At 41.2% G+C, this 21,671-nt stretch carries 25 protein-coding genes and 1 pseudogene; all 26 read left to right on the top strand.

All coding sequences use genetic code 11. From position 1 onward, the window contains the following. Positions 1–171, top strand: a pseudogene (locus tag ATZ99_RS12320) (group II intron reverse transcriptase/maturase); the annotation flags it as partial. A gap of 331 nt (positions 172–502) precedes the next feature. Further along, positions 503–1,882 carry a radical SAM protein gene (locus ATZ99_RS08300; protein WP_068748774.1) on the top strand — a complete coding sequence of 460 codons (1,380 nt, stop codon included), beginning with the start codon at positions 503–505 and terminating at the stop codon, positions 1,880–1,882. Continuing rightward, complete coding sequence (locus tag ATZ99_RS08295) at positions 1,879–2,187, top strand: ArsR/SmtB family transcription factor (protein WP_068748773.1); 309 nt, start codon at positions 1,879–1,881, stop codon at positions 2,185–2,187. The genes ATZ99_RS08300 and ATZ99_RS08295 overlap by 4 nt, the downstream gene beginning before the upstream one ends. A gap of 100 nt (positions 2,188–2,287) precedes the next feature. After that, the gene (locus ATZ99_RS08290; RefSeq protein WP_068748772.1) at positions 2,288–2,794 is read left to right on the top strand and encodes an ECF transporter S component; all 507 of its coding nucleotides are present in this window, start codon (positions 2,288–2,290) and stop codon (positions 2,792–2,794) included. Positions 2,795–2,798: 4 nt separating this feature from the next. Further along, positions 2,799–3,569 carry a type III pantothenate kinase gene (locus ATZ99_RS08285; RefSeq protein WP_068748771.1) on the top strand — a complete coding sequence of 257 codons (771 nt, stop codon included), beginning with the start codon at positions 2,799–2,801 and terminating at the stop codon, positions 3,567–3,569. After that, positions 3,550–4,515: a tRNA dihydrouridine synthase DusB gene (gene dusB, locus ATZ99_RS08280; protein WP_068748770.1), complete on the top strand. Its 966-nt coding sequence runs from the start codon at positions 3,550–3,552 to the stop codon at positions 4,513–4,515. Before ATZ99_RS08285 ends, dusB begins: the two co-directional genes overlap by 20 nt. A gap of 3 nt (positions 4,516–4,518) precedes the next feature. After that, on the top strand, positions 4,519–5,481 hold the full coding sequence (locus ATZ99_RS08275) for a hypothetical protein (RefSeq protein ID WP_068748769.1): 963 nt from the start codon (positions 4,519–4,521) through the stop codon (positions 5,479–5,481). A 95-nt stretch (positions 5,482–5,576) separates the two neighbouring features. Continuing rightward, the gene (locus ATZ99_RS08270) at positions 5,577–6,104 is read left to right on the top strand and encodes a helix-turn-helix domain-containing protein (protein ID WP_068748768.1); all 528 of its coding nucleotides are present in this window, start codon (positions 5,577–5,579) and stop codon (positions 6,102–6,104) included. Between the two features lie 3 nt (positions 6,105–6,107). Then, on the top strand, positions 6,108–7,010 hold the full coding sequence (locus ATZ99_RS08265) for a quinate 5-dehydrogenase (RefSeq protein ID WP_068748767.1): 903 nt from the start codon (positions 6,108–6,110) through the stop codon (positions 7,008–7,010). A 64-nt stretch (positions 7,011–7,074) separates the two neighbouring features. Then, a complete protein-coding gene (locus ATZ99_RS08260) occupies positions 7,075–8,157 on the top strand; it encodes an NAD(P)H-binding protein (RefSeq protein WP_068748766.1) in 1,083 nt (360 codons plus the stop codon). A 245-nt stretch (positions 8,158–8,402) separates the two neighbouring features. Beyond that, positions 8,403–9,383 (top strand): cation diffusion facilitator family transporter, encoded by a 981-nt coding sequence (locus ATZ99_RS08255; RefSeq protein WP_222927099.1) that lies wholly within the window; start codon positions 8,403–8,405, stop codon positions 9,381–9,383. A 118-nt stretch (positions 9,384–9,501) separates the two neighbouring features. Next, positions 9,502–10,899, top strand: a complete 1,398-nt coding sequence (gene amrA, locus ATZ99_RS08250) for an AmmeMemoRadiSam system protein A (protein WP_068748781.1) — start codon at positions 9,502–9,504, stop codon at positions 10,897–10,899. A 19-nt stretch (positions 10,900–10,918) separates the two neighbouring features. Then, positions 10,919–11,905 carry an AmmeMemoRadiSam system radical SAM enzyme gene (gene amrS, locus ATZ99_RS08245; protein ID WP_068748765.1) on the top strand — a complete coding sequence of 329 codons (987 nt, stop codon included), beginning with the start codon at positions 10,919–10,921 and terminating at the stop codon, positions 11,903–11,905. Positions 11,906–12,019: 114 nt separating this feature from the next. Further along, positions 12,020–12,229: a 50S ribosomal protein L31 gene (gene rpmE, locus ATZ99_RS08240; protein ID WP_068748764.1), complete on the top strand. Its 210-nt coding sequence runs from the start codon at positions 12,020–12,022 to the stop codon at positions 12,227–12,229. 58 nt (positions 12,230–12,287) lie between these two features. Beyond that, the gene (locus tag ATZ99_RS08235; protein ID WP_068748763.1) at positions 12,288–13,139 is read left to right on the top strand and encodes a DUF1385 domain-containing protein; all 852 of its coding nucleotides are present in this window, start codon (positions 12,288–12,290) and stop codon (positions 13,137–13,139) included. Between the two features lie 12 nt (positions 13,140–13,151). After that, on the top strand, positions 13,152–14,222 hold the full coding sequence (gene prfA, locus ATZ99_RS08230) for a peptide chain release factor 1 (protein WP_068748762.1): 1,071 nt from the start codon (positions 13,152–13,154) through the stop codon (positions 14,220–14,222). A gap of 12 nt (positions 14,223–14,234) precedes the next feature. Continuing rightward, on the top strand, positions 14,235–15,098 hold the full coding sequence (prmC, locus tag ATZ99_RS08225; RefSeq protein ID WP_068748761.1) for a peptide chain release factor N(5)-glutamine methyltransferase: 864 nt from the start codon (positions 14,235–14,237) through the stop codon (positions 15,096–15,098). 10 nt (positions 15,099–15,108) lie between these two features. After that, on the top strand, positions 15,109–15,681 hold the full coding sequence (locus ATZ99_RS08220; protein WP_068748760.1) for a chromate transporter: 573 nt from the start codon (positions 15,109–15,111) through the stop codon (positions 15,679–15,681). Then, complete coding sequence (locus tag ATZ99_RS08215) at positions 15,674–16,201, top strand: chromate transporter (protein WP_245641345.1); 528 nt, start codon at positions 15,674–15,676, stop codon at positions 16,199–16,201. Before ATZ99_RS08220 ends, ATZ99_RS08215 begins: the two co-directional genes overlap by 8 nt. A gap of 12 nt (positions 16,202–16,213) precedes the next feature. Next, positions 16,214–17,254, top strand: a complete 1,041-nt coding sequence (locus tag ATZ99_RS08210; protein ID WP_068748759.1) for an L-threonylcarbamoyladenylate synthase — start codon at positions 16,214–16,216, stop codon at positions 17,252–17,254. Between the two features lie 18 nt (positions 17,255–17,272). After that, positions 17,273–17,734, top strand: coding sequence for a low molecular weight protein arginine phosphatase (locus ATZ99_RS08205; protein ID WP_068748758.1), 462 nt, complete (start codon positions 17,273–17,275; stop codon positions 17,732–17,734). A 16-nt stretch (positions 17,735–17,750) separates the two neighbouring features. Beyond that, positions 17,751–18,197, top strand: coding sequence for a ribose 5-phosphate isomerase B (gene rpiB / locus ATZ99_RS08200; protein WP_068748757.1), 447 nt, complete (start codon positions 17,751–17,753; stop codon positions 18,195–18,197). Positions 18,198–18,213: 16 nt separating this feature from the next. Beyond that, a complete protein-coding gene (locus ATZ99_RS08195) occupies positions 18,214–19,455 on the top strand; it encodes a serine hydroxymethyltransferase (protein WP_068748778.1) in 1,242 nt (413 codons plus the stop codon). Positions 19,456–19,479: 24 nt separating this feature from the next. Further along, positions 19,480–20,112: a uracil phosphoribosyltransferase gene (upp, locus tag ATZ99_RS08190; protein ID WP_068748756.1), complete on the top strand. Its 633-nt coding sequence runs from the start codon at positions 19,480–19,482 to the stop codon at positions 20,110–20,112. Between the two features lie 16 nt (positions 20,113–20,128). Continuing rightward, a complete protein-coding gene (locus ATZ99_RS08185; RefSeq protein WP_068748779.1) occupies positions 20,129–20,575 on the top strand; it encodes a deoxycytidylate deaminase in 447 nt (148 codons plus the stop codon). Positions 20,576–20,632: 57 nt separating this feature from the next. Then, positions 20,633–21,664, top strand: coding sequence for a glycosyltransferase family 4 protein (locus ATZ99_RS08180; RefSeq protein WP_245641343.1), 1,032 nt, complete (start codon positions 20,633–20,635; stop codon positions 21,662–21,664). Positions 21,665–21,671 lie beyond the last annotated feature (7 nt).

The raw sequence follows: 21,671 nt of genomic DNA, 5'->3' as shown, positions 1-21,671 counted from the left end.
GACAATTTAGTCAGATTAGGGATAAACGATGTGAAAGCATGGGAGTATGCCAATACAAGAAAAGGCTATTGGAGGATATCCAACAGCCAGATATTAGCAACTTCCATAACTAACGAATACCTTGAAAAGGAAGGCTTTTTAAGTCTAACAAAGAGACTTTCGATGGCATAATAGATTCTGATGAACCGCCGTATACCGAACGGTACGTACGGTGGTGTGAGAGGACGGTAGGTAAAATAATTACCTACCTCCTACTCGATACGTCAATAACCTGAGTCATTTTAATTGTCACATTTATGTAAGGTGAATGGTAAATTCTTTAATCAATAAAAATTTAGCTTAGTAAATTTTAGTAAATTTTTTGGTTATTTTATTGACAAATAAATGGTAAAAGGTATAATATATGTTAGTTATATCATCATATGATGATATGAAGAAGAATATATATATTATAGAAAAGCTTATAAAAATTATTAAAAATAAAAATAAGGGGGTCTTTTAAATGGATTTGGCCAGAACCTATATTGGAGAGAAGGTTTTGGAGCAGGGACTTAAATTTATCGTAAAGGAACCGGTTAATAATATAGAAAAAATAGTAGAATGGGTTGAAAAACTTCCCATGCCCGAACACCACAGAAGAAATGTCAGCAATGTAAAGAGTTTTCTAAAAAACAAAGAGTCCAACTGGTACAAACTCGCAGAGAGGTTACTTACGGAAGTGGATCCTCATGTCAAACAAAAATTTGCGGTAAACTTTTTCTTGAATGCTAATTTTTTAGGGGTTCAAAAACAAACGGAAAATGCAAAAAAACTCGGATATTCTGTACCATGGGCTCTTTTAATAGACCCGACCGAAAGGTGCAATCTTAATTGTATAGGATGCTGGGCCGGAGATTACCAGAGAAAGGAAGAACTCAGCTATGAACTGTTAGACAGAATATTGACAGAGGCCGAGGAACTGGGAATTTATTTTATAGTTATGTCCGGAGGGGAGCCATTATTAAGAAAAGATGATATAATAAGATTAGCGGAAAAACATAATTCCATGGGATTTCACCTTTTCACTAACGGCACTTTAATTGATGATAAACTAATTGAGGAAATGAAAAGGGTAGGGAATATTACTCTTGCTTTCAGCATTGAGGGCTTTGAGGAATCTACGGATAAAAGGCGCGGCAAAGGTGTTTTCAAAAAAGTAATGGATGCAATGGATAGAATGAGAAAGGCTGGGTTATTATACGGGGTATCGGTTACTTACACAAGGAACAATACGGAAGAATTGGCCAGCGAGGAATTCGTAGACATGCTGGTGGATAAAGGTGTGGCTTTTGCGTGGTATTTTACTTACATTCCGATCGGTAAAGATGTGGACCTGGAATTAATGGCGACTCCCGAGCAAAGGGCGTATATGTATGACAGAATACTGGAATATAGAAGGACAAAGCCCATTTTTATTATGGATTTCTGGAACGACGGAGAAGCTTCCAATGGATGCATTGCAGGGGGCAGGAGATATCTACATATAAACGCCCAGGGAGAAGTCGAGCCCTGCGCTTTTGTACATTATTCTACATGCAATATTAAGAACGTTTCCCTGAAGGAAGCACTGGGTTCTCCGATTATGAGGGCATATCAAAAGAGGCAGCCCTTCAATTTGAATATGCGCAGGCCCTGTCCATTAATAGATAACCCCGAAATGCTGAAAGAAATTGTGGAAGAAAGCGGTGCATATCCTACCCAGCTTCATGCTGATGAAACTGCTGCGGAATTTGCTGAAAAGCTGAAGCCCTACGCTCAAAAATGGGGAGAACTTGCGGATAGAATTTGGTATGAAACCCATGGAGAGGAAGAAAAAATTGAATTAGAGGAGGTTGAAAGTTGAGTTCCAGCCTTTCGGAATACAAGCTAAGATTTTTAGAAAGCCTATCGGATAAAACCCGGCTCAGGATAGTGGAAGCCCTCAAAGAAAAAGAAAAAACCGTTAGCCAGCTGGTTGAAGAACTGGGAGCTACTCAATCAAACATTTCGGGGCATCTCAGGCTTTTGAAAATCAGCGGGATATTAAAAAGCCGCCAGGAGGGCAAGTACGTTTATTACAGCTTAAGAAGTGAGGCCATTAAGGACTTTCTTTTAAACTTAGAAGAAATAATGATTTTATTAAGAAAGGAAGTTTATGAAGGAACATGAAGCCCGGTAATCACCGGGTTGATTTTTTTTAATTTTTCATGATAAAATTGAAATGAAATTTGTCAGGCATCCTTTAAGGAGCCTGAACGGAGGTGAAAAAATGAATAATTCAGGGAAGAGCAGAGCCCGTATTTTGGCCACGTCGGGACTCTTAGGAGCGATTTCCATCGTGCTGGGTATTACTCCTTTAGGATTTATACCCGTCCCGACAGCGGCAGGGCATGCCACAATTATGCATGTTCCTGCTATACTGGGTGGACTGCTGGAAGGACCGGTTGTAGGCGCTTTTGTAGGTTTTATTTTCGGCCTTCACAGCTTCTTGAGGGCAGGGTCACCGCTTTTTGCCGATCCTATGGTTGCTATTTTGCCGAGGATCTTAATCGGTGTTTTTGCTTATCTTAGCTTCCGGTGGACAAAAAGTGTGGCCCTTTCGGCTGCTGTAGGAACCCTGACGAACACCGTCGGCGTTCTCGGCATTGCGGTAGCTAAAGGGTATCTTACCCTTCCCGTAGCAGCTGGCATAGCCCTTACCCATGGATTGCCGGAGGTAATAGTTGCCATGGTTTTAACCGCCCTGATTTATAAAGGTATCAAAAAAAGAAGGTGAAGTAATGCTTCTTGCCGTGGATATTGGCAATACGAATGTGGTCCTGGGGGTATTCATAAAAGATAAATTAATAAATCATTTCAGAATATCCACCGACAGGGAAAAAACCGAAGATGAATACGGTATAATGGTTTTATCATTGCTCAGGGAATTCGGCATAAAGGAAAAAGATTTTGACGGTGCGGTAATTTCCTCTGTAGTACCGCCTTTGACTCCGGTTTTCGAAAAAATGTGCCAAAAATACCTTAATGTGGCACCTCTTATAATCGGGCCCGGCGTAAAAACCGGAATAAATATTAAATACGAAAACCCCCGGGAAGTAGGAGCGGACAGGATAGTCAATGCCGTAGCAGCATATTATAAATATAAAGGGCCGTTAATAGTGGTGGATTTCGGCACAGCCACCACTTTCGATGCCGTCAGCGAAAACTTTGATTATTTGGGGGGAGCTATTGCTCCGGGCATAGGAATTTCTGCAGAAGCCCTGTTTCAAAGAGCGGCTAAACTTCACAGAATTGAAATAGCAAAGCCAGACAGAGTTATTGGTAAAAACACCACCACCAGCATGCAGGCGGGGATTTTTTACGGTTACGCCGGTCTGGTGGATCATATTGTGGAACGGATGAAGGACGAAATGGGGGAACCGGGAATAAAAGTTATTGCTACAGGGGGATTAGCATCTCTGATAGCTTCAGAGACAAAAACAATAGACCTGGTAGACGGAATGCTTACACTGGAAGGATTGAGAATAATTTATGAAAAAAACCGGCAGTAGCATTCCCCTTTTTTTAGCTCCTATGGCAGGTTTCACGGATCAACCCTTTAGAAGAATATGCAAGTTTTTTGGAGCCGATGTACTAATAACCGAAATGGTTAGTTCAAGGGGGATAATATACGACGACTCAAAAACCTTTAAACTTTTAGAGATTAAAGAGGATGAACATCCCGTCGGGGTTCAGCTCTTTGGAAGCGATCCTTTTATATTTTCTGAAGCAATAAGAAAAATTAAAAATATCCCCTTTGATTTTATAAATATTAACATGGGATGCCCTGCACCGAAAATTGTAAAAAATAAAGATGGATGTGCTTTGATGCTGGATGAAGCGCTGGCTTCGGCAATTATAAAGTCCTGTGTGAGCTCCACAAGAAAACCCGTAAGCATTAAAATTCGAAAAGGATGGGATAGTAACACTATTAATGCGGTAGAGTTTTCGAAAATGGCCGAAGAGAGCGGAGCCTCGGCAATAATTATCCACGGAAGGACTAAAGAACAGCTTTACAGCGGTAAAGCTGACTGGGATATAATACGAAGGGTAAAGGAAGCGGTAAAAATACCGGTCATAGGAAATGGGGATGTATTTTCTCCTGAAGATGCAAAAAGGATGTTAGAAGAAACGGGATGCGATGGCATAATGATCGGGAGGGGTGCCCTGGGCACCCCCTGGATTTTCAAGCAAATAAAAGAGTATTTCAAAAGCGGTGAAAAAATTGCTCCTTTGTCCCTTCTTGAGAAAAAAGAAATCATATTTTGGCATATGAAGCTTTCGGTGGAATTTTACGGAGAAAAAACAGGGATAATGGAGTTTAAAAAACATATAGCGTGGTATTTGAAGGGGCTTTACAATTCCACAAAGGTAAAAACAAAAATTTTGTCCCTTAAGAGCAGGGCAGAAATTGAAGAGGAGCTAAAGGATTATTTTGATTTTCTTATCAGGGGGTAAAAAATGGATATCCTTGCACTTCCCGTCATAAATGGAGTACTGCCAAAACCCGGAGGCGGGGTTTTGACCGGCTTTTTTGTAGATCCCTATTTTTCACGGATGATGGCCATGGCAGGAAAGGGAAAGGAGATTTTCTTATTTCCTTTTTCGAAGGATGACGATTCCTTTTATCCGGTGGGTATCGTGGCGGTAATTGAAGATTTATGGCTAAAAGAGGTTTCTGCCGGACAAAAAAAGTTCGGTTTAATAGCAAAAATATCAGGACAGGAAAGAGGAAAGGCTAAAGGTTTCCAGGTTACAAAGGAAGGGATAATTGCAAGGGATGTAGCAATTTTAAACTTTCACAAGCTGAGGGATGAAGGATTTCCCCTGATTTGCGGCGCAGGATGGCAACCTCAGGGTGGTTACACTACCTTTGGAAGTGATAGGAAATCCATAAATATTACCATATACGGATACGATTATTCTTCCGGGAAAAGGGTTTTCATAAGTGCAGATTTAAAAGGTCTTGTGGAGCCGGAAAAAGCGCATACTATAGAGCACGGGATAATTAGATCTCTTAGAAACTATGGGCTTTGCACGGCAAAAACTCTTAGGAATTCCATAAAAAGGGAAACAAGGGAATTGAAATGGTCAATTGAGTTAGGGATGGCAAATAAACTTCCGGAGTTTTTTGGTGTTACAGAAACCGGAATATGCGGCAATCCCCTTACCAGCCTTGCCTCTACTTACCTGACCGAAGAGTTTATAAAAAATTTGAAAGCGGGAGAAAACTTTTTGTATTCCCTGGAACAGGCAAGGAGCAAAACCCTTGCCCGGTTGGTTCAGGATATGGAAATTTCGACTTCAAAGGAAAATAGAGCCCTTCAGGGTTTGAAAAAAGGCATGAAACATGATGATTCCGACCAGGAAATGGAAAGCTTAAAAAAGATCCTGTATAAATTTCCTTTATCGCCCTGGGATTAGACCGGCATCAAAAGCCGGTTTTTTTTATTGATTTAATGCAGAAAATGGTATAAAATAGGATTGAGCACAAAAATGTGCACAAAGAGGTGAAAATTTTGGACCTCATAAGAATAGGAGAAAAACTGATAAGTAAGAGTAAAATCAATAAAGCTATTGAGGATATTTTAATCGCAAGGCAATCGGGCTTTTCTCAATCGGAAGTAGCAAAAAAAATGGGGATCGACAGGTCTTTTATTTCCCGAATTGAAAGCCTCGGGGAGTTACGTAAAGGAAAAAGTATAGGCCTTATAGGATTTCCTATTTTAAATGTGGAAGAATTAAAAGAAGTGGCGGAGAAAGAGGGAGTGGATTTTGTACTTTTGATGAACGATAGGGAAAGATGGGAGTTTATCTATAGAAAAAGCGGTATCGAGCTTTTAAACGAAATTATGGAAATTATTTCAAAGGTGAGAAGTCTCGATGCGGTTATTATCCTGGGCTCCGACCAGAGGATACGCCTTTTCAGAGCACTGCTGGATAACGAAGTGGTGGCTGTTGAAATTGGGAAATCGCCGATGAAAGAGGATGTGTATTTTAATAAGGAGGAATTAAGAACCTTAATAAAAAATTTAAAGGAGGCATAAAAGTTGAAACATGTGGTGAGCGTGAGCCTTGGTTCATCCAAAAGGAATCATAAGGCACAAGTAAATATCCTGGGGGAAGACTTTATAATAGAGAGAATTGGAACCGATGGGGATAAGAAAAAAGCAATAGAATTAATAAAACAATTGGACGGCAGGGTAAGCGCCTTTGGACTCGGAGGGATAGACCTTTATTTATGGGCAGGGAATAAAAGATATATCATAAAAGATGCGGCGGAACTTGCAAAAGCGGCAAAGGTTTCACCGGTAGTGGACGGTTCGGGGTTAAAAAACACCTTAGAGCGAAGGGTAATAAATTACCTGCACGATAACGAAATAATTGATTTCAAGGGCAAAAAAGTTCTTCTGGTAGCTGCAACGGATAGGTTCGGCATGGCTGAGGCTTTGGTAAATAAAGGTGCGGACATGACCTTTGGAGATTTAATTTTTGCCCTGGGTATTCCGATACCTCTGCATTCTTTAAAAACAATAGATATTTTAAGCAGAATTTTAATGCCCGTTTTATCAAGACTCCCCTTTGAAATGCTGTATCCTACCGGAAAAAAACAGGAAGTAAATTCAGTAAAGTACAGGAAATTTTTCGACAATGCCGAGATTATAGCCGGAGATTTCCTCTATATAAAAAGGTATATGCCTCCCGACCTTTCTGGTAAGATCATAATTACCAATACCGTTACAAAAGAAGACGTGGAAACATTAAAAAATAGGGGTTTAAAAATGCTCGTTACAACGACGCCCGAACTGCAGGGAAGGTCCTTTGGAACAAATGTTATGGAAGCCGTACTGGTATCCCTGCTCAATAAAAAAATTGAAGAGATTACTTCTCAGGATTACGAAAAACTTTTAGAAAAAATCGGATTTCTCCCTCGCATTGAGGTATTAAATTAAAGAGAAATTTTAAAAAACAAAATTATTTAATTTACCGTAATAAGATAAGAAAGAGGTGTAGCATATGGATAATTTTGCTTTTATCATTCATCCCATAGATGTGGATGATGCTTCAAGGAAATTTAAATTCATGAAAAACTGGCCGGACAATCTTATCGAAGGTATTTTAAAGTTACTTCCTCCCGTAAAGGTATCCCATATAACGGGGGTTAAATCCGAATATAATGAAGTCGAAGGATGGTTTGTGGGCTGTCCTCTGACCACCCGGCAGATGATGACCCTTCCGGAAACCTTTGTATTGAATAAAATAATAAAAGCCGGCAAATTAGCGGAAAAACTGGGAGCTAAAATTGTTGGCCTTGGTGCCTTCACTTCGGTAGTAGGTGATGCCGGTATTACTATTGCAAAGAATTTAAAAATTGCCGTAACCTCGGGAAACAGTTATACCGTTGCTACTGCAATAGAAGGAGCAAAGGAAGCCGCAAAATTGATGGGTAAGGATATTAAAAATGCGGAGGTCGTCGTAATTGGTGCCACCGGCTCCATAGGAAAGGTATGCTCCCAAATTCTTGCAAAAGAGGCAAGGTATTTGACCCTGGTAGGTAGAAATACGGAGAAATTAGAGGCCGTTGCGGAAAAGATCTTAAGGGAAACGGGTCTTTCCGCAAGAATTACTTCCAATGTTAAAAATGCACTAAAAAAAGCCGACGTGGTGATTACCGTAACCAGCAGTGTTGATACCATTATAGAACCCGAAGATTTAAAGCCGGGGGCGGTGGTATGCGATGTGTCAAGGCCCAGGGATGTATCAAAGGAAGTTGCTGAAAAGAGGGATGATGTTCTTATAATAGAAGGAGGGGTCGTAGAAGTTCCCGGTGATGTTAACTTTAATTTCAATTTTGGATTTGAGCCCAAAACCGCCTATGCCTGTATGGCGGAGACAATGATTTTAGCACTGGAAAAAAGGTATGAAAATTTCAGTTTGGGAAGGGATTTAACGGTAGAGCAGGTAGAAGAAATATCCAGGCTGGCCAAAAAGCACGGGTTTAAGCTGGCGGGGTTCAGAAGCTTTGAAAGACCCGTCACTAAGGAACATATAGAAAAGGTAAAAAGGAATGCGGAAGCAAAATTAAAAAGCACTTTATAGATAAATAAACATTTTTGGTATAGAATAAGATAACATTTAATGATTGAAAATAGGATAAAATTAATTAATAATAATGATAATCATTGTTAACTGAAAAACATTATATCGTTGACAATAATTTTTCTGCCTGTTAAAATTATAGTCAACGAGAACAGGCGAAAGCCGGGCGCTTTATGCGCAGCAAGTGAAAGACTTGCGGGACTCACCTCCTGCAAGTCTTTTTTTTACGGGAAGGAGTGAATTCGTTGCTGGATAAGATTATAAAAAATACTACCGACTTTTTTATTTTAAAGATATTGAAACTTGACCCGGCAAAAGAAAAGTATACAAAGCCCGATGAAAGAAAAAAAATTGCCTATTTGGAGAGCTGGGTTAGTATAGTAGGGAATTTTTTTCTTTCAATAATAAAAATACTTTTGGGTATGATTTTAAACAGTATTTCTCTCATTGCGGACGGCATTCATACGGCTTCCGACGTTTTGACCTCCGTCGCAGTGCTTTTGGGTTTTAAATTCTCAGCCGTACCCCCGGATGAAAAGCATCCTTACGGGCATGGAAGGATAGAATTTCTGGCCTCTTTGTTAATAGCGTTACTTTTAACTGTTGTGGGCTTTGAATTTGGCAAATCCTCTTACGAGAGGTTTATAGCCAATGAAAAGGTTGCTGGAAGCTATTTAGTGGCTTTTTTTATGCTGGTTTCGGCAATTTTTAAAGAATGGATGAGCAGGTTCTCCATTGAACTGGGCAACAGGATTTCAGCCCAGGCTTTGATCGCGGATGCCTGGCACCACAGGACCGATGCCATAGCATCGGTGCTGGTGGCAGTAGCCATAATAAGTTCAAAATACGGGTACTATAAAGTAGACGCGGTATTTGGTTTTCTGGTATCTGCTTTAATAATCTATACCGGGACTACAATGGCTTATGAGTCCTGCTCAAAGTTAATAGGGGAAATTGCGCAGGAGGAGATGATTAAGGAAATTCAGGAGACGGCATATTTATTTCCTCATGTAGTGGATGTTCACAAGGTTTTTATACACGACTACGGGGCCTATAAGGAAATATCCATGCATGTGGTGTTAAACCATGAACTGACCTTTTTTGAAGCCCACGAATTATCAGAAAAAATTGAGCGGCAAATTGAAGAAAAAATTCACTGCAATGTCACAGTGCATGTGGAACCCTCTTACGTAAAAAATGATACTAACCGGGAAAATTTGGATTAAAATATATATTAGAAATATTAAAAGGGCTTAAAGAAGTACCGCCTGCCGGGAATCTTTAAGCCTTTTCAGGCGGAATACAAATATCCCGGCCCCAGCTATTGTGGGAAAAGATAAGGATATGAATATAATAGCAGGTTATTTAATGCCCCATGCACCCGTAATGATAGAAGAGATTGGTAACAGCCAGACGGAAAAAATAATAAAAACTGTAGAAGCGGCTTGCTTTGTAGGAATGGAAATAGAGCACCTCAACCCCGATTGCATAGTCCTTATATCACCCCACGGTCCGGTATTTCAGGATGCCATTTTTGTTTACGATTTCCCTTTAAGGGGAGATTTTTCCGATTTCGGAGCACCCGATATAAAAATGGAATTTAAACAGGACGAAATATTAAAGGAAGAAATAATAAAGGTTGCAAAAAGGAACAATATTCCGGTTGTAAAGTCCTCCGAAATTCCTCTCAGGAAATTCGGTGTAAGGGAGGAACTTGATCACGGAGTTCTTGTTCCGCTCTACTTTGTTTCCAAATATTTCAGGGAATTTAAATTGGTTGTAATGTCTTTTGGACTTTTACCTTATGAAGACCTTTATAAATTTGGAACCGTTATAAAAGAAGCGGCAGAGATCACCGGTAAAAAGATCGTGGTTATAGCAAGCGGAGACCTTTCTCACAGGCTTACTCCCGATGCTCCGGCGGGTTTTTCCCCGAAGGGGAGGTTATTTGATGAAATACTGGTCAAGCACCTGCAAAATTTTGATATTGAAGGACTTCACAGCATGGATTTAAGCCTGATTGAAAAGGCCGGCGAATGCGGATTGAGGTCAATCTGGATTATGCTGGGAAGTCTTGATGGTCTCAAGGTAGAACCAAAGGTGCTTTCTTATGAAGGGCCCTTCGGGGTGGGGTACTGTGTTGCCAGGTTCCTGCCCCTCGGTGAAGGGGAAAGCAAATTAAAAGAACTTTACGATAAACGGATGAAAGAAGTGGAAAAAAGAAGGCAAAAAGAAGATCCTTACGTTAGCCTGGCAAGAAAGACCGTGGAGACTTATGTAAAGACGGGAAAAATTATTGATGTTCCACAAGGGCTTCCCGAAGAAATGTTAACTCAAAGAGCGGGGGTATTTGTTTCCATAAAAAAACACGGACAGTTGAGGGGATGTATCGGAACAATTTTCCCCACCAGGGAAAATATAGCCGAGGAGATTATACAGAATGCGATCAGCGCCGGATGTGAAGACCCCAGGTTTTTCCCGGTGGAGAAAGAAGAGCTCCCCGACCTTACCTACTCGGTAGATGTTTTGATGCCACCCGAGAAGGTTAAATCCAAAAAGGAACTGGATCCTAAGAAATACGGGGTTATAGTAAGAAGGGGGAAAAGAACGGGGCTTTTACTTCCCGACCTGGAAGGAATAGATACGGTAGAAGAACAGTTAGAGATCGCTTTAAGGAAGGCTGGAATCTCCCCGGAAGAAGATTATGAGATAGAGAGGTTTGAAGTGGTGAGACATTTTTAACGAAAAGAAGGGACGCAAAATGAAAGAGGCAATGTTTTATCAAAACCCAAAAGGGGATCTGGTCGTCTGTAGTCTATGCCCCCATGGATGCCGGATTAAAAACGGCAATTTTGGAATCTGCAGGGTAAGAAAAAATATAGATGGTATTTTGTATACGACTAATTACGAAAGAATATCCTCCTGGGCTTTGGATCCCATAGAAAAAAAGCCCCTATACCATTTTTACCCGGGCAGTTTAATATTTTCCGTTGGAAGTTTTGGATGTAACTTTCGGTGCAAATTCTGTCAAAACTGGCAGATCGCTCAGGTTGCGCAGGTACCGACTCAGGAGGTCAGCCCATTAAAACTCGTAGAAATAGCAGAGTCTCAAAAGGACAACCTGGGGATTGCCTTTACCTACAACGAGCCTACCATCTGGTACGAATATGTATACGATGTGGTAAGGATATCGAAAGAGAGGGGCTTAAAAAATGTGCTGGTGACCAACGGTTTTATTGAAGAAAAACCTTTAAGGGAAATTATTCCATATATAGATGCTATGAATATCGACCTTAAAGCCTTTAAAGAGGATTTTTACAGGGATATCACTGCTGGAAAATTATCACCAGTACTGAGGACCATAGAGATAAGTAAGAAATTCTGCCACGTGGAAATTACTACACTTCTTATACCGGGCTTAAACGACGAAGATGACGAAATAGAACGTCTTGCTTTCTGGATTTCCTCCATAGATAAGAGAATCCCCCTTCATTTTTCTAAGTATTTTCCAAACTACAAACTGAATTTGCCCCCTACTCCCGTGGAAAGGGTAAAAAGGGCAAGACAGATAGCCAGAAATTTCCTTTATTACGTATATACTGGGAATATCGACGACGAAGAGGGCAGCACCACCTACTGTAAAAAATGCGGAGCGCCTCTGATAAAAAGAAATTATTATAATACTAGGAAGCTAATAAAAGGCGATGTATGCGAAAAATGCCATGAAAAATTGGATATCGTAATGTAATAAAAAGATACCTGATATTTTAAATAATTACTTGTTTTAAAAATAAACCTGTGCTATAATATCAAGGGTAATTTATAGCTTTAACAAAAGACACAAAAGGTAGAGGTGAGAAAGGTGAAAGAAGGAATTCATCCAAAGTACTACAGGGCAGTTGTAAAATGTGCATGTGGCGAAACTTTTGAGACCGGTTCAACAAAACCTGAAATTCATGTGGAAATCTGCTCCAAGTGCCATCCGTTTTTCACCGGCAAACAAAAGCTTGTGGATACCGGCGGCCGCGTAGAGAGATTTAAGAAGAGATTTGGTATAAAAGATGAAGAATAAACGGTTAGAGTGTACGCTCTAACCTTTATTCATATATTGGGGAAAAGGGGAAAATAAAATGAAAATAGCCAAACCATCCATTGGGGGACAGGCAGTTATCGAAGGCGTTATGATGAGAGGGCCTAAGTACACGGCCATTGCGGTTCGAAAGGGCAGGGATATAGTGGTGAAAAAAGAAGAAAATTATTCCCTGCAAAAAAGACATCCTTTTTTTAGATTACCCGTGATAAGGGGAGCTCTGTCTCTGATTGAAATGCTGGTCATAGGGATTAATGCCCTTACCTATTCAGCCAGTGTGGTGGAAGAAGAAGAATATAAACTTACGTCAAAGGATATAGCGCTTTCCGTTATTATGGCTGTAGGTTTTGCCGTTGCCCTTTTTATCGTATTGCCAACCTTTTTAATAAAATTTTTCGAGAAGGGTGTTAAAAATCCCGTTGTATTAAACCTGATCGAAGGGCTTATCAGAATATCAATATTCTTTTTATATATTTTTTCAATTTCCATAATGAAGGATATTAAAAGGTTTTTTGAATACCACGGCGCCGAACATATGGCGGTGCACTGCTATGAAAACGGAGACCCGTTAACGGTGGAAAATGCCAAAAAGTATAAAACCCTTCACCCCCGTTGCGGCACCAGTTTTTTATTAATAGTAATGATCGTGAGTATTTTGCTATTTTCTTTTCTGGGATGGCCGGGTATTCTTTTAAGAATTATTTCCAGGATTCTGCTTTTTCCTTTGGTAGCCGGAATTTCCTACGAATTTATCAGGTTTGCCGGAAGGAGCGATTCTAAAATCGCAAAGCTTCTCAGCCTTCCGGGCATGTGGTTACAGCTTTTGACCACAAGGCCACCCGATGACTCTCAAATCGAAGTGGCATTGGAAGCCTTAAAGTGCGTAATATAGGAGGGAAAACTTTTGATAGAAAAATTGGAAGGACTCTTAAAAAGATATGAAGAATTAACGGAAAAAATCAGCGACCCTCAGATAATAGCAAAACAGGAAGAATGGAGGGCTCTTGCAAAGGAACATGCGTCTTTAGAAGAAGTAGTAAACTGTTATAAAGAATACAAAAGTGTGGTTAAGGAAATTGAAGAGGCAAAAGAGCTTTTAAAAACGGAAAAGGATAAAGAAATGGAAGAATTTTTAAGAGCCGAAATGGATAAATTGGAGGAAAGGGAAAGGGAATTAAAGGAAAAATTGAGGATAATGCTACTTCCGAAAGATCCTAATGACGAAAAGGATGTAATTATGGAAATCAGGGCGGGAGCCGGAGGAGAAGAAGCGGCCCTTTTTGCATCAGACCTTTACAGAATGTATACCCGCTATGCAGAACGTCAGGGATGGAAGGTAGAGCTGATGAGCACCAGCCCCACGGAGCTCGGAGGATTCAAGGAAGTGGTTTTTGAAATAATAGGGAAAGGGGCTTACAGCAAATTGAAGTATGAATCCGGGGTGCACAGGGTGCAGAGAATACCTGTAACCGAAGCCGGGGGCAGAATCCATACTTCTACCGCTACCGTGGCGGTTCTGCCCGAAGCGGAAGAGGTGGATGTGGAGATTAACCCTCAGGATATAAGGATTGATGTATTCAGATCTTCAGGACACGGCGGACAATCGGTAAATACCACGGATTCGGCGGTTAGAATAACCCATTTTCCTACGGGTATAGTTGTTACCTGCCAGGATGAAAGGTCGCAGTTAAAAAATAGAGAAAAGGCAATGAAGATTTTAAGAGCCAAACTTCTGGAGATGAAAAAGCAGGAACAGGACCAGAAAATAGCAGAAAGCAGGAGAAGCCAGGTAGGCACGGGAGATAGAAGTGAAAGAATCCGAACATATAATTTCCCTCAAGGCAGGGTAACGGATCACAGAATTGGACTTACCCTGCATAAGCTGGAAAGCATACTGGATGGAGAACTGGATGAAATTATAGAGAGCTTAATTGCCGAAGAACAGGCGAGAAAACTTGCCCAATCCGAAGAGTAAGGGGTATTGACGATGAGGTTGCGGGATGCTCTGAAAAGAGGAAGAGAGCTACTGATGGAAAAGAAAATAGGATCAGCCTTTTTGGATGCGGAAGTTATTTTAGCCCATGTAATTTCTAAAAACAGGGAATTTATTTTTTCCCATCCCGAATACGAATTATCCGAAGATGAACTCAATAACTTTTTTAAAAAAATATCCCTGCGAGAAAGGCATTATCCCGTAGCCTATATTACTAACAGCAAGGAATTTTTTTCCTTAGATTTTTTTGTAAAAGAGGGAGTTCTTATTCCCCGACCGGAAACCGAACTTCTGGTGGAAGAAGCGATAAATATCCTTAGGGACAAATACGGCAAGGACTCCTTGGTTAAAATTGCAGATTTATGTACGGGGAGTGGAGCTATAGCCATTTCCATAGCCTATAATTTGAAAAACGTTTTCTGTTATGCTTCGGATATTACCGAACTATCTTTAGAAGTTGCACGGGAAAACGCGAAAAGACATAATGTAGAGGATAGGATTGTTTTTTTGAAGGGGGACCTCTGGGAACCTTTTTTTGAAAATAATATTTTTGATTTGGATATAGTGGTTTCCAACCCTCCTTATATTCCTGAAAAAGAATTAAATTATTTACCCTTAGATGTTAAATATGAGCCCGGGATCGCTTTAAATGGCGGTCCTGATGGGCTTTATTTTTATCGAAAAATAATAGAAGGCAGCAGGAGGTTTTTGAAGCCCGGAGGGTTTATTATACTTGAAATCGGGGAAAAACAGGCTTATGAAGTAATGAAGATTTTCAAATCAAAGGGCATGGAAAACCTGAGGGTAAAAAAAGATTTCGCAGGGCTGGACAGGGTTATTATAGCTTCTTTGAGTTAGGAGGTAGGCGATGCTCGGGGGAAGATTAAGTTTTTTTGTAAAAATGTTTATGGCTTTTTTTAAGATAGGTGCCTTCACCTTGGGTGGAGGTTATGCTATGATCCCTTTGATGAAGTTGGAAATGGTGGAAAAAAATAAATGGCTGAAGGAAGAAGAGTTTCTCGATATTATAGCAGTTTCCCAGTCGGTACCCGGTGCGGTGGCAATTAACACTTCGGTGTACATAGGCTATAAACTCGGGGGATTGACGGGAGCGATTTTTGCCCTTTTTGGGACCGTTCTGCCTTCGTTTTTAACTATCCTTTTTATCGCTTATTTTTACAGCGAAGTAAGAGAAATTACCTATTTTAATAAAGCTTTAAAAGGGGTATATCCCTCAATTTTTATTTTGATATTATCTGCCGCCTTTTCATTGTGGAAAAAGGCTTTGAAAGATTACCAATCCTATGTTATTTTTATAATGAGCTTATTTTTACTCCTGTTTGTAAACGTATATCCCGGGATTTTGATACTGGTTTTTGGACTTATCGGGGTATTTAGAGGGTTATATAAAGATGCAAAAAGGATGAAGAAAAATGATTGACTATATTAAACTTTTTTTAGCCTTTTTTAAAGTAGGGCTCTTTGGATTCGGAGGGGGCTATGCGATGCTTCCCCTGATTCAAAAAGAAGTGGTGGAAATAAATAAATGGTTGGATTTCAAGGAATTTATGGATGTACTGGCCATCTCCCAGGTGACGCCGGGGCCCATTTCGGTAAATGCAGCTACCTTTGTAGGATACAAGGTGAAAGGGGTTTTGGGTTCTGCATTTGCCACACTGGGGGTTGCAATGCCTTCCTTTATAATAATTCTTTTTCTCGCGTACATAATAAAAAAGTACAGGAGCCAAATAAAGGCGGTGGAGTATTTTTTTCAGGCTATTAGACCGGTGGTAATAGCTTTGATTTTGCAGGCCGCAATTAATATCGGAAGAAATTCCATTACGGGAATAAAAGAGTTTACAATTGCTGCAGTAACTTTTGCCGGTATATACTTTTTAAAAGCTAATCCCATAGCGGTAATATTTTTCTCAGCCTTGTTCGGCGTTTTAATATACAGGTAAGAGGGGATAATAATGGAAACCTTATACATAAAAGTAGATGAAAACAATCCGGAAATTGAGAAAGTTAGATTAGCGGCAGAAATAATAAAAAGAGGGGGACTTGTGGCCTTTCCCACAGAAACCGTTTACGGCCTTGGAGCCAATGCCTTGGAGGAAGAATCTGCAATTAAGATATACAGGGCAAAAAACCGGCCTCAGGATAATCCGTTGATAGTTCACATTCAGGAGGTAAAAGAACTATCTTTGCTCGCCAAAAATGTACCCGCAAAAGCCTATGAATTAATAGAAAAATTCTGGCCCGGCCCTCTTACTATAATATTCGAAAAAAGCGAAAGGGTACCTTATAAAACTACGGGTGGACTTGATACCGTGGCGGTCAGAATGCCCGATCATGCAGTAGCAAGGCTATTAATCAGGGAATCAGGGGTTCCCATAGCAGCCCCCAGCGCAAATCTATCGGGAAAGCCAAGCCCCACCAACGCTCAGGATGTAATGGAAGACATGAAGGGGAGGATAGATGCGGTAATAGATGGTGGACATTCAAAGTTCGGAGTGGAATCTACGGTATTGGACCTTACCGGCAGTGCACCGGTGATCTTAAGACCGGGGGGAGTTACCAGGGAAGAGCTGGAAGAGGTTCTGGGGCAGGTGCATGTGGAAGAAAATATAAAAGAGGGTGAAAAGCCCAGGTCTCCGGGTCTTAAGTACAGGCATTATTCACCCCGGGCGGAAGTGTTCCTGGTGGTGGGGGATATAAAGGAACAGGTAAAAAAAATAAAAGAATTAGCGTTAGATTTTGAGAAAAAGGGATTAAAGGTGGGCATCCTCGCAACTGCACAAACGAGAGGGGAATACCGGCAGGAAAACGTTCTTTCAGCCGGCGATAGAGATGCACCGCTTACCATTTCTTCAAACCTGTTTTCTTTGTTGAGAAAGTTTGACAGGATGGGGATAGATATTATTCTTGCTGAAGGCATACCAGAAAGAGGACTGGGTCTTGCAGTCATGAACAGGTTGAAGAGAGCTTCAGGATATAAAATAATTCCGGTTTAAAAGGAGGCAAAGGATTTAATGCTTAAGGTTTTATTTGTCTGCACCGGCAATACGTGCAGAAGCAGCATGGCCGCCGCTCTGTTTAAAAAGCTGGCCCAGGAAAAGGGAAAGGATATCGAGATAGATTCCTGCGGGATAGCTGCGGTAGATGGAATGCCGGCCTCTTCAGAAGCCATCCAGGTATTAAAAGAAAGGGGAATTGATCTGAGCGGCCACAGGGCTAAAAAGCTCAGGGAGAATTTGCTTAATTCGGATCTCATTCTAACAATGACGAAAAGTCAGAGGGATTATATACTTAATAATTTTCCCAAATTAAAAGGCAGGGTTTTTGTTCTGACAGAATTTATAAACGAGGGAGAATTTGAAGACATAGAAGATCCCTATGGGATGGGTATAGAAACCTATAAAAAAGTAGCCGATGAACTTTGGAATAATTTACAAAAACTTATCGAAAGGATTGAACAAAAAACGATAAAATAAGAATGGAGGTAACATGATGAAAATTGCTGTTGCCAGCGACCATGGAGGGTATGAATTAAAGGAAAAAGTGGTTGAATTTTTAAAGGAAAAAGGATACGACTTTCAGGATTTTGGGACATTCTCAAAGGAATCGGTGGATTATCCCGATATGGCTTTAATAGTAGCGGAAAAAGTAGCAAAGGGAGAATTCGAAAGGGGTATACTCATCTGCGGAACGGGAATAGGTATATCCATAGCGGCAAATAAGGTAAAAGGTATCCGGGCTGCCCTGTGCAATGATGTTTACTCGGCCCGCATGTCCCGCCTGCACAATGATGCAAATATTCTGGCTATGGGAGGGCGGGTAATTGGACCTGGGCTTGCCCTTTTGATCGTGGAAGAATGGTTGAAAACTCCCTTCGAGGGAGGAAGGCATAAAGTAAGAGTTGATAAAATTACAAACTACGAACAGGGGCAAAATTAAAAAAAGAGGTGATTTTATGGATATTTTAAGAGTGGTGGATCCCGAGATAGCCGAAGCAATAGACAAGGAACTTTTAAGGCAGCAGTACAAACTGGAAATGATAGCTTCGGAAAACTTTACGAGTAAAGCAGTAATGGAGGCTCAGGGGACAATCCTCACAAATAAATACGCGGAGGGCTATCCGGGCAAAAGGTATTACGGAGGATGCGAATATGTGGATATAGTTGAGGAATTGGCAAGGCAAAGGGCGGTAAAACTTTTCGGAGCCGAGCACGTAAATGTTCAGCCCCATTCCGGTTCTCAAGCAAATATGGCTGTATATTTTGCTTTTTTAACACCCGGGGACACGGTAATGGGTATGAACCTGGCTCATGGAGGGCACCTAACCCATGGAAGTCCGGTAAATATCTCGGGAAAGTATTTTAATTTTGTTCCTTACGGGGTTTCAAAAGAGACGGGGTATATCGATTACGATGAAGTGGAAAGGCTGGCCCTGGAGCATAAACCCAGGATGATAGTAGCGGGGGCAAGCGCTTACCCCAGGATTATAGATTTTGTCAGGATGTCCGAAATTGCAAAAAAAGTAGGAGCTTATTTAATGGTGGATATGGCTCACATAGCCGGTTTGGTTGCAGCAGGACTTCATCCAAGCCCCGTACCTGTTTCCGATTTTGTAACAACAACTACCCATAAAACCCTTCGGGGTCCCAGGGGTGGGATGATTCTTTGCAAAAAAGAGTACGCTCAGGCTATTGATAAAGCAATATTCCCCGGGATTCAGGGCGGACCGCTGATGCACGTTATTGCAGCAAAAGCGGTTTGTTTAAAAGAAGCCTTATCGGAAGAATTCAGGTTCTATCAGGAACAGGTGGTTAAAAATGCAAAAGCTCTGGCGAAATGCCTTATGGACAAAGGTTATCAGCTAATTTCCGGAGGTACGGATAACCATTTGATCCTGGTAGATTTGAGGAATAAAAATTTGACGGGGATGGAAGCCGAAAAATATTTGGATGAGGTGGGAATTACCGTAAATAAGAATGCCATACCCTATGACCCGCAAAAGCCCAATGTCACCAGCGGTATTAGGATAGGGACCCCTGCACTTACTTCAAGAGGAATGAAAGAAAAAGAGATGGAAGAGATTGCAGAACTCATTGATATAGCCCTTACTGCTAAGGGAGATGAAATAAAGGTGGCGAAGGTAAGAAAAGCGGTAAGGGCGCTTTGCGAAAGGTATCCTTTATATAAAAAAGATTAAAATTTATGAGAATGGAGGTATATTATAGTGAAAAAAGTATTTGTGTTTGACCATCCCCTTATCCAGCATAAATTGGCCCTGATAAGGGATGAAAACACGGGGGCAAAGGAGTTCAGGGAACTGGTGGAGGAGCTGGCTATGTTGATGGCTTATGAAGTTACCCGGGATTTGCCCTTGGAGGAGGTAGAAATAAAGACCCCCATTGGCCCCTGCAAGGCCAGGATGATATCCGGAAAAAAAATCGGCATTGTGCCAATTTTGAGAGCGGGACTTGGAATGGTAAACGGGCTGTTGAAACTGATTCCGGCAGCAAAAGTCGGACATATAGGACTTTACAGGGATCCTGAAACCTTGAAGCCGGTGGAGTACTATTGCAAGCTTCCTCAGGATGTTCATGAAAGGGATTTAATAATACTTGATCCGATGCTGGCGACAGGCGGGTCCGCTACTATGGCGGTGGACTATTTGAAAGAAAGAGGAGCCAGCAGCATAAAATTGATGTGCCTGATAGCTGCTCCCGAAGGGATTGAAGCTGTCCATTCAAAACACCCGGACGTAGATATTTATACCGCTGCTGTAGATGAGAGATTGAATGACCATGGCTACATAGTGCCGGGTCTGGGAGATGCGGGGGACAGGCTTTTTGGGACAAAGTAAAAAAGAAGGTTTTAGCATGAGGCCATCCTGGGATAATTATTTTATGGAAATTGCAACGGTAGTATCCACAAGGTCCACCTGTTTGAGGAGAAGGGTTGGAGCGGTCCTGGTTAAGGACAAACACATAGTGGCTACCGGTTACAACGGCGCTCCCTCGGGATTAGCCCACTGTGAAGAGATAGGGTGTTTGAGGGAGAAATTAGGGGTGCCGTCAGGGGAACGCCATGAGCTCTGCAGGGGATTGCACGCGGAGCAAAATGCAATAATTCAGGCTGCTGCCCTGGGAAGCAGTATAAAAGGGGCGACTCTTTACGTGACCACAAGGCCCTGTATATTATGTGCAAAAATGTTAATTAATGCAGGAGTCAAAAGAATAGTATTTAAAGGAGAATACCCGGACGAGTTTGCCGTAAACCTTCTAAAAGAGGCTGGAATCCTTCTTTTGCAGTATAATGAAAATTGACAAATCGGAGGGCCTGGACTAAAATAAAAGAGATAAAGACGAAAAGGAGCGATTTTCGTGCCTAAGTATTTGTACGCCTTTTTCATGGCAGCAGCCCTCTCGTATATTTTTACACCTTTTGCCATGAAACTGGCATGGAAATTGGGGGCTATTGATGTCCCAAAGGACGCAAGAAGGGTTCATAAAAAGCCCATACCCAGATTGGGCGGTCTTGCTATTTTTGCGGGATTTACTGTTGCAGCATTATTGACCTTACCGTTGAAAAATCCTTCGGTACTGGGAATACTTATCGGTTCATCGGTAATTGTAGCGGTAGGTATATTAGACGATATTTACTGTCTTTCACCCAAGGTAAAATTGCTTTTACAAATAGGTGCTGCTTTAATACCCGTGGCTTTTGGAATAAGGGTAGAATGGGTGACAAATCCTTTCGGCGGTATGCTATATATAGGGAAGTACAGCATAATCATTACGCTTTTCTGGATAGTAGGTATTACCAATACCCTGAATTTTATTGATGGCCTTGATGGGCTGGCAGCCGGTATATCCGCAATTGCTTCTATCACCATGTTATTGGTCAATTTGAACTTAAAACAGGGAAATCCGGTAATTTTTACTGCCCTTCTGGCAGGAGCATGTATCGGCTTTTTGCCCTTCAATTTTAACCCGGCAAAAATTTTTATGGGCGATACAGGAGCAATGTTTCTGGGATTTGTCCTTTCTTCAGTAGCAGTAGATGCGGCGGTAAAAAGCGCTACGGTGGTGGCGTTAATAGTCCCCATGCTCGCATTGGGGCTTCCTATTTTTGATACGGCTTTTGCCATTGTGAGGAGATTTATGAACGGCAAACCCATTATGCAGGCGGACAGGGGACATATCCATCATCGCCTAATTGATAACGGGCTTTCCCAGAAACAGGCGGTTATATTCCTTTATGCCATGAGTTTGGTCCTCGGCCTTTGTGCCGTGCTGATGGTTAAAATAGGGATGAAGGAAGCTTTACTCGCTTTAACAATAGGATTGTTTACCTTCTCCTATACCGGGAAGATGTTTTTGAATTCCCAGAGCAAAAAATCCGAGGGTATGTAAAGGGGAA

The organism is Thermovenabulum gondwanense, assembly GCF_001601575.1.
GTDB lineage: Bacteria > Bacillota > Thermosediminibacteria > Thermosediminibacterales > Thermosediminibacteraceae > Thermovenabulum > Thermovenabulum gondwanense.
The sequence above is the reverse complement of the archived record's forward strand: the minus strand, read 5'-3'. Positions and strand labels throughout refer to the sequence as shown.

Excerpts from the sequence above, each read along its gene's own strand:
- ATZ99_RS08300 (WP_068748774.1), top strand. The coding sequence starts at position 503 with ATGGATTTGGCCAGAACCTATATTGGAGAGAAGGTTTTGGAGCAGGGA.
- amrA (WP_068748781.1), top strand. The coding sequence starts at position 9,502 with ATGAATATAATAGCAGGTTATTTAATGCCCCATGCACCCGTAATGATA.
- rpiB (WP_068748757.1), top strand. The coding sequence starts at position 17,751 with ATGAAAATTGCTGTTGCCAGCGACCATGGAGGGTATGAATTAAAGGAA.
- ATZ99_RS08275 (WP_068748769.1), top strand. The coding sequence starts at position 4,519 with ATGGATATCCTTGCACTTCCCGTCATAAATGGAGTACTGCCAAAACCC.
- amrS (WP_068748765.1), top strand. The coding sequence starts at position 10,919 with ATGAAAGAGGCAATGTTTTATCAAAACCCAAAAGGGGATCTGGTCGTC.
- ATZ99_RS08205 (WP_068748758.1), top strand. The coding sequence starts at position 17,273 with ATGCTTAAGGTTTTATTTGTCTGCACCGGCAATACGTGCAGAAGCAGC.
- dusB (WP_068748770.1), top strand. The coding sequence starts at position 3,550 with ATGAAAAAAACCGGCAGTAGCATTCCCCTTTTTTTAGCTCCTATGGCA.
- prmC (WP_068748761.1), top strand. The coding sequence starts at position 14,235 with ATGAGGTTGCGGGATGCTCTGAAAAGAGGAAGAGAGCTACTGATGGAA.
- ATZ99_RS08285 (WP_068748771.1), top strand. The coding sequence starts at position 2,799 with ATGCTTCTTGCCGTGGATATTGGCAATACGAATGTGGTCCTGGGGGTA.
- ATZ99_RS08210 (WP_068748759.1), top strand. The coding sequence starts at position 16,214 with ATGGAAACCTTATACATAAAAGTAGATGAAAACAATCCGGAAATTGAG.
- ATZ99_RS08215 (WP_245641345.1), top strand. The coding sequence starts at position 15,674 with ATGATTGACTATATTAAACTTTTTTTAGCCTTTTTTAAAGTAGGGCTC.
- ATZ99_RS08290 (WP_068748772.1), top strand. The coding sequence starts at position 2,288 with ATGAATAATTCAGGGAAGAGCAGAGCCCGTATTTTGGCCACGTCGGGA.
- ATZ99_RS08185 (WP_068748779.1), top strand. The coding sequence starts at position 20,129 with ATGAGGCCATCCTGGGATAATTATTTTATGGAAATTGCAACGGTAGTA.
- ATZ99_RS08195 (WP_068748778.1), top strand. The coding sequence starts at position 18,214 with ATGGATATTTTAAGAGTGGTGGATCCCGAGATAGCCGAAGCAATAGAC.
- ATZ99_RS08235 (WP_068748763.1), top strand. The coding sequence starts at position 12,288 with ATGAAAATAGCCAAACCATCCATTGGGGGACAGGCAGTTATCGAAGGC.
- ATZ99_RS08220 (WP_068748760.1), top strand. The coding sequence starts at position 15,109 with ATGCTCGGGGGAAGATTAAGTTTTTTTGTAAAAATGTTTATGGCTTTT.
- ATZ99_RS08260 (WP_068748766.1), top strand. The coding sequence starts at position 7,075 with ATGGATAATTTTGCTTTTATCATTCATCCCATAGATGTGGATGATGCT.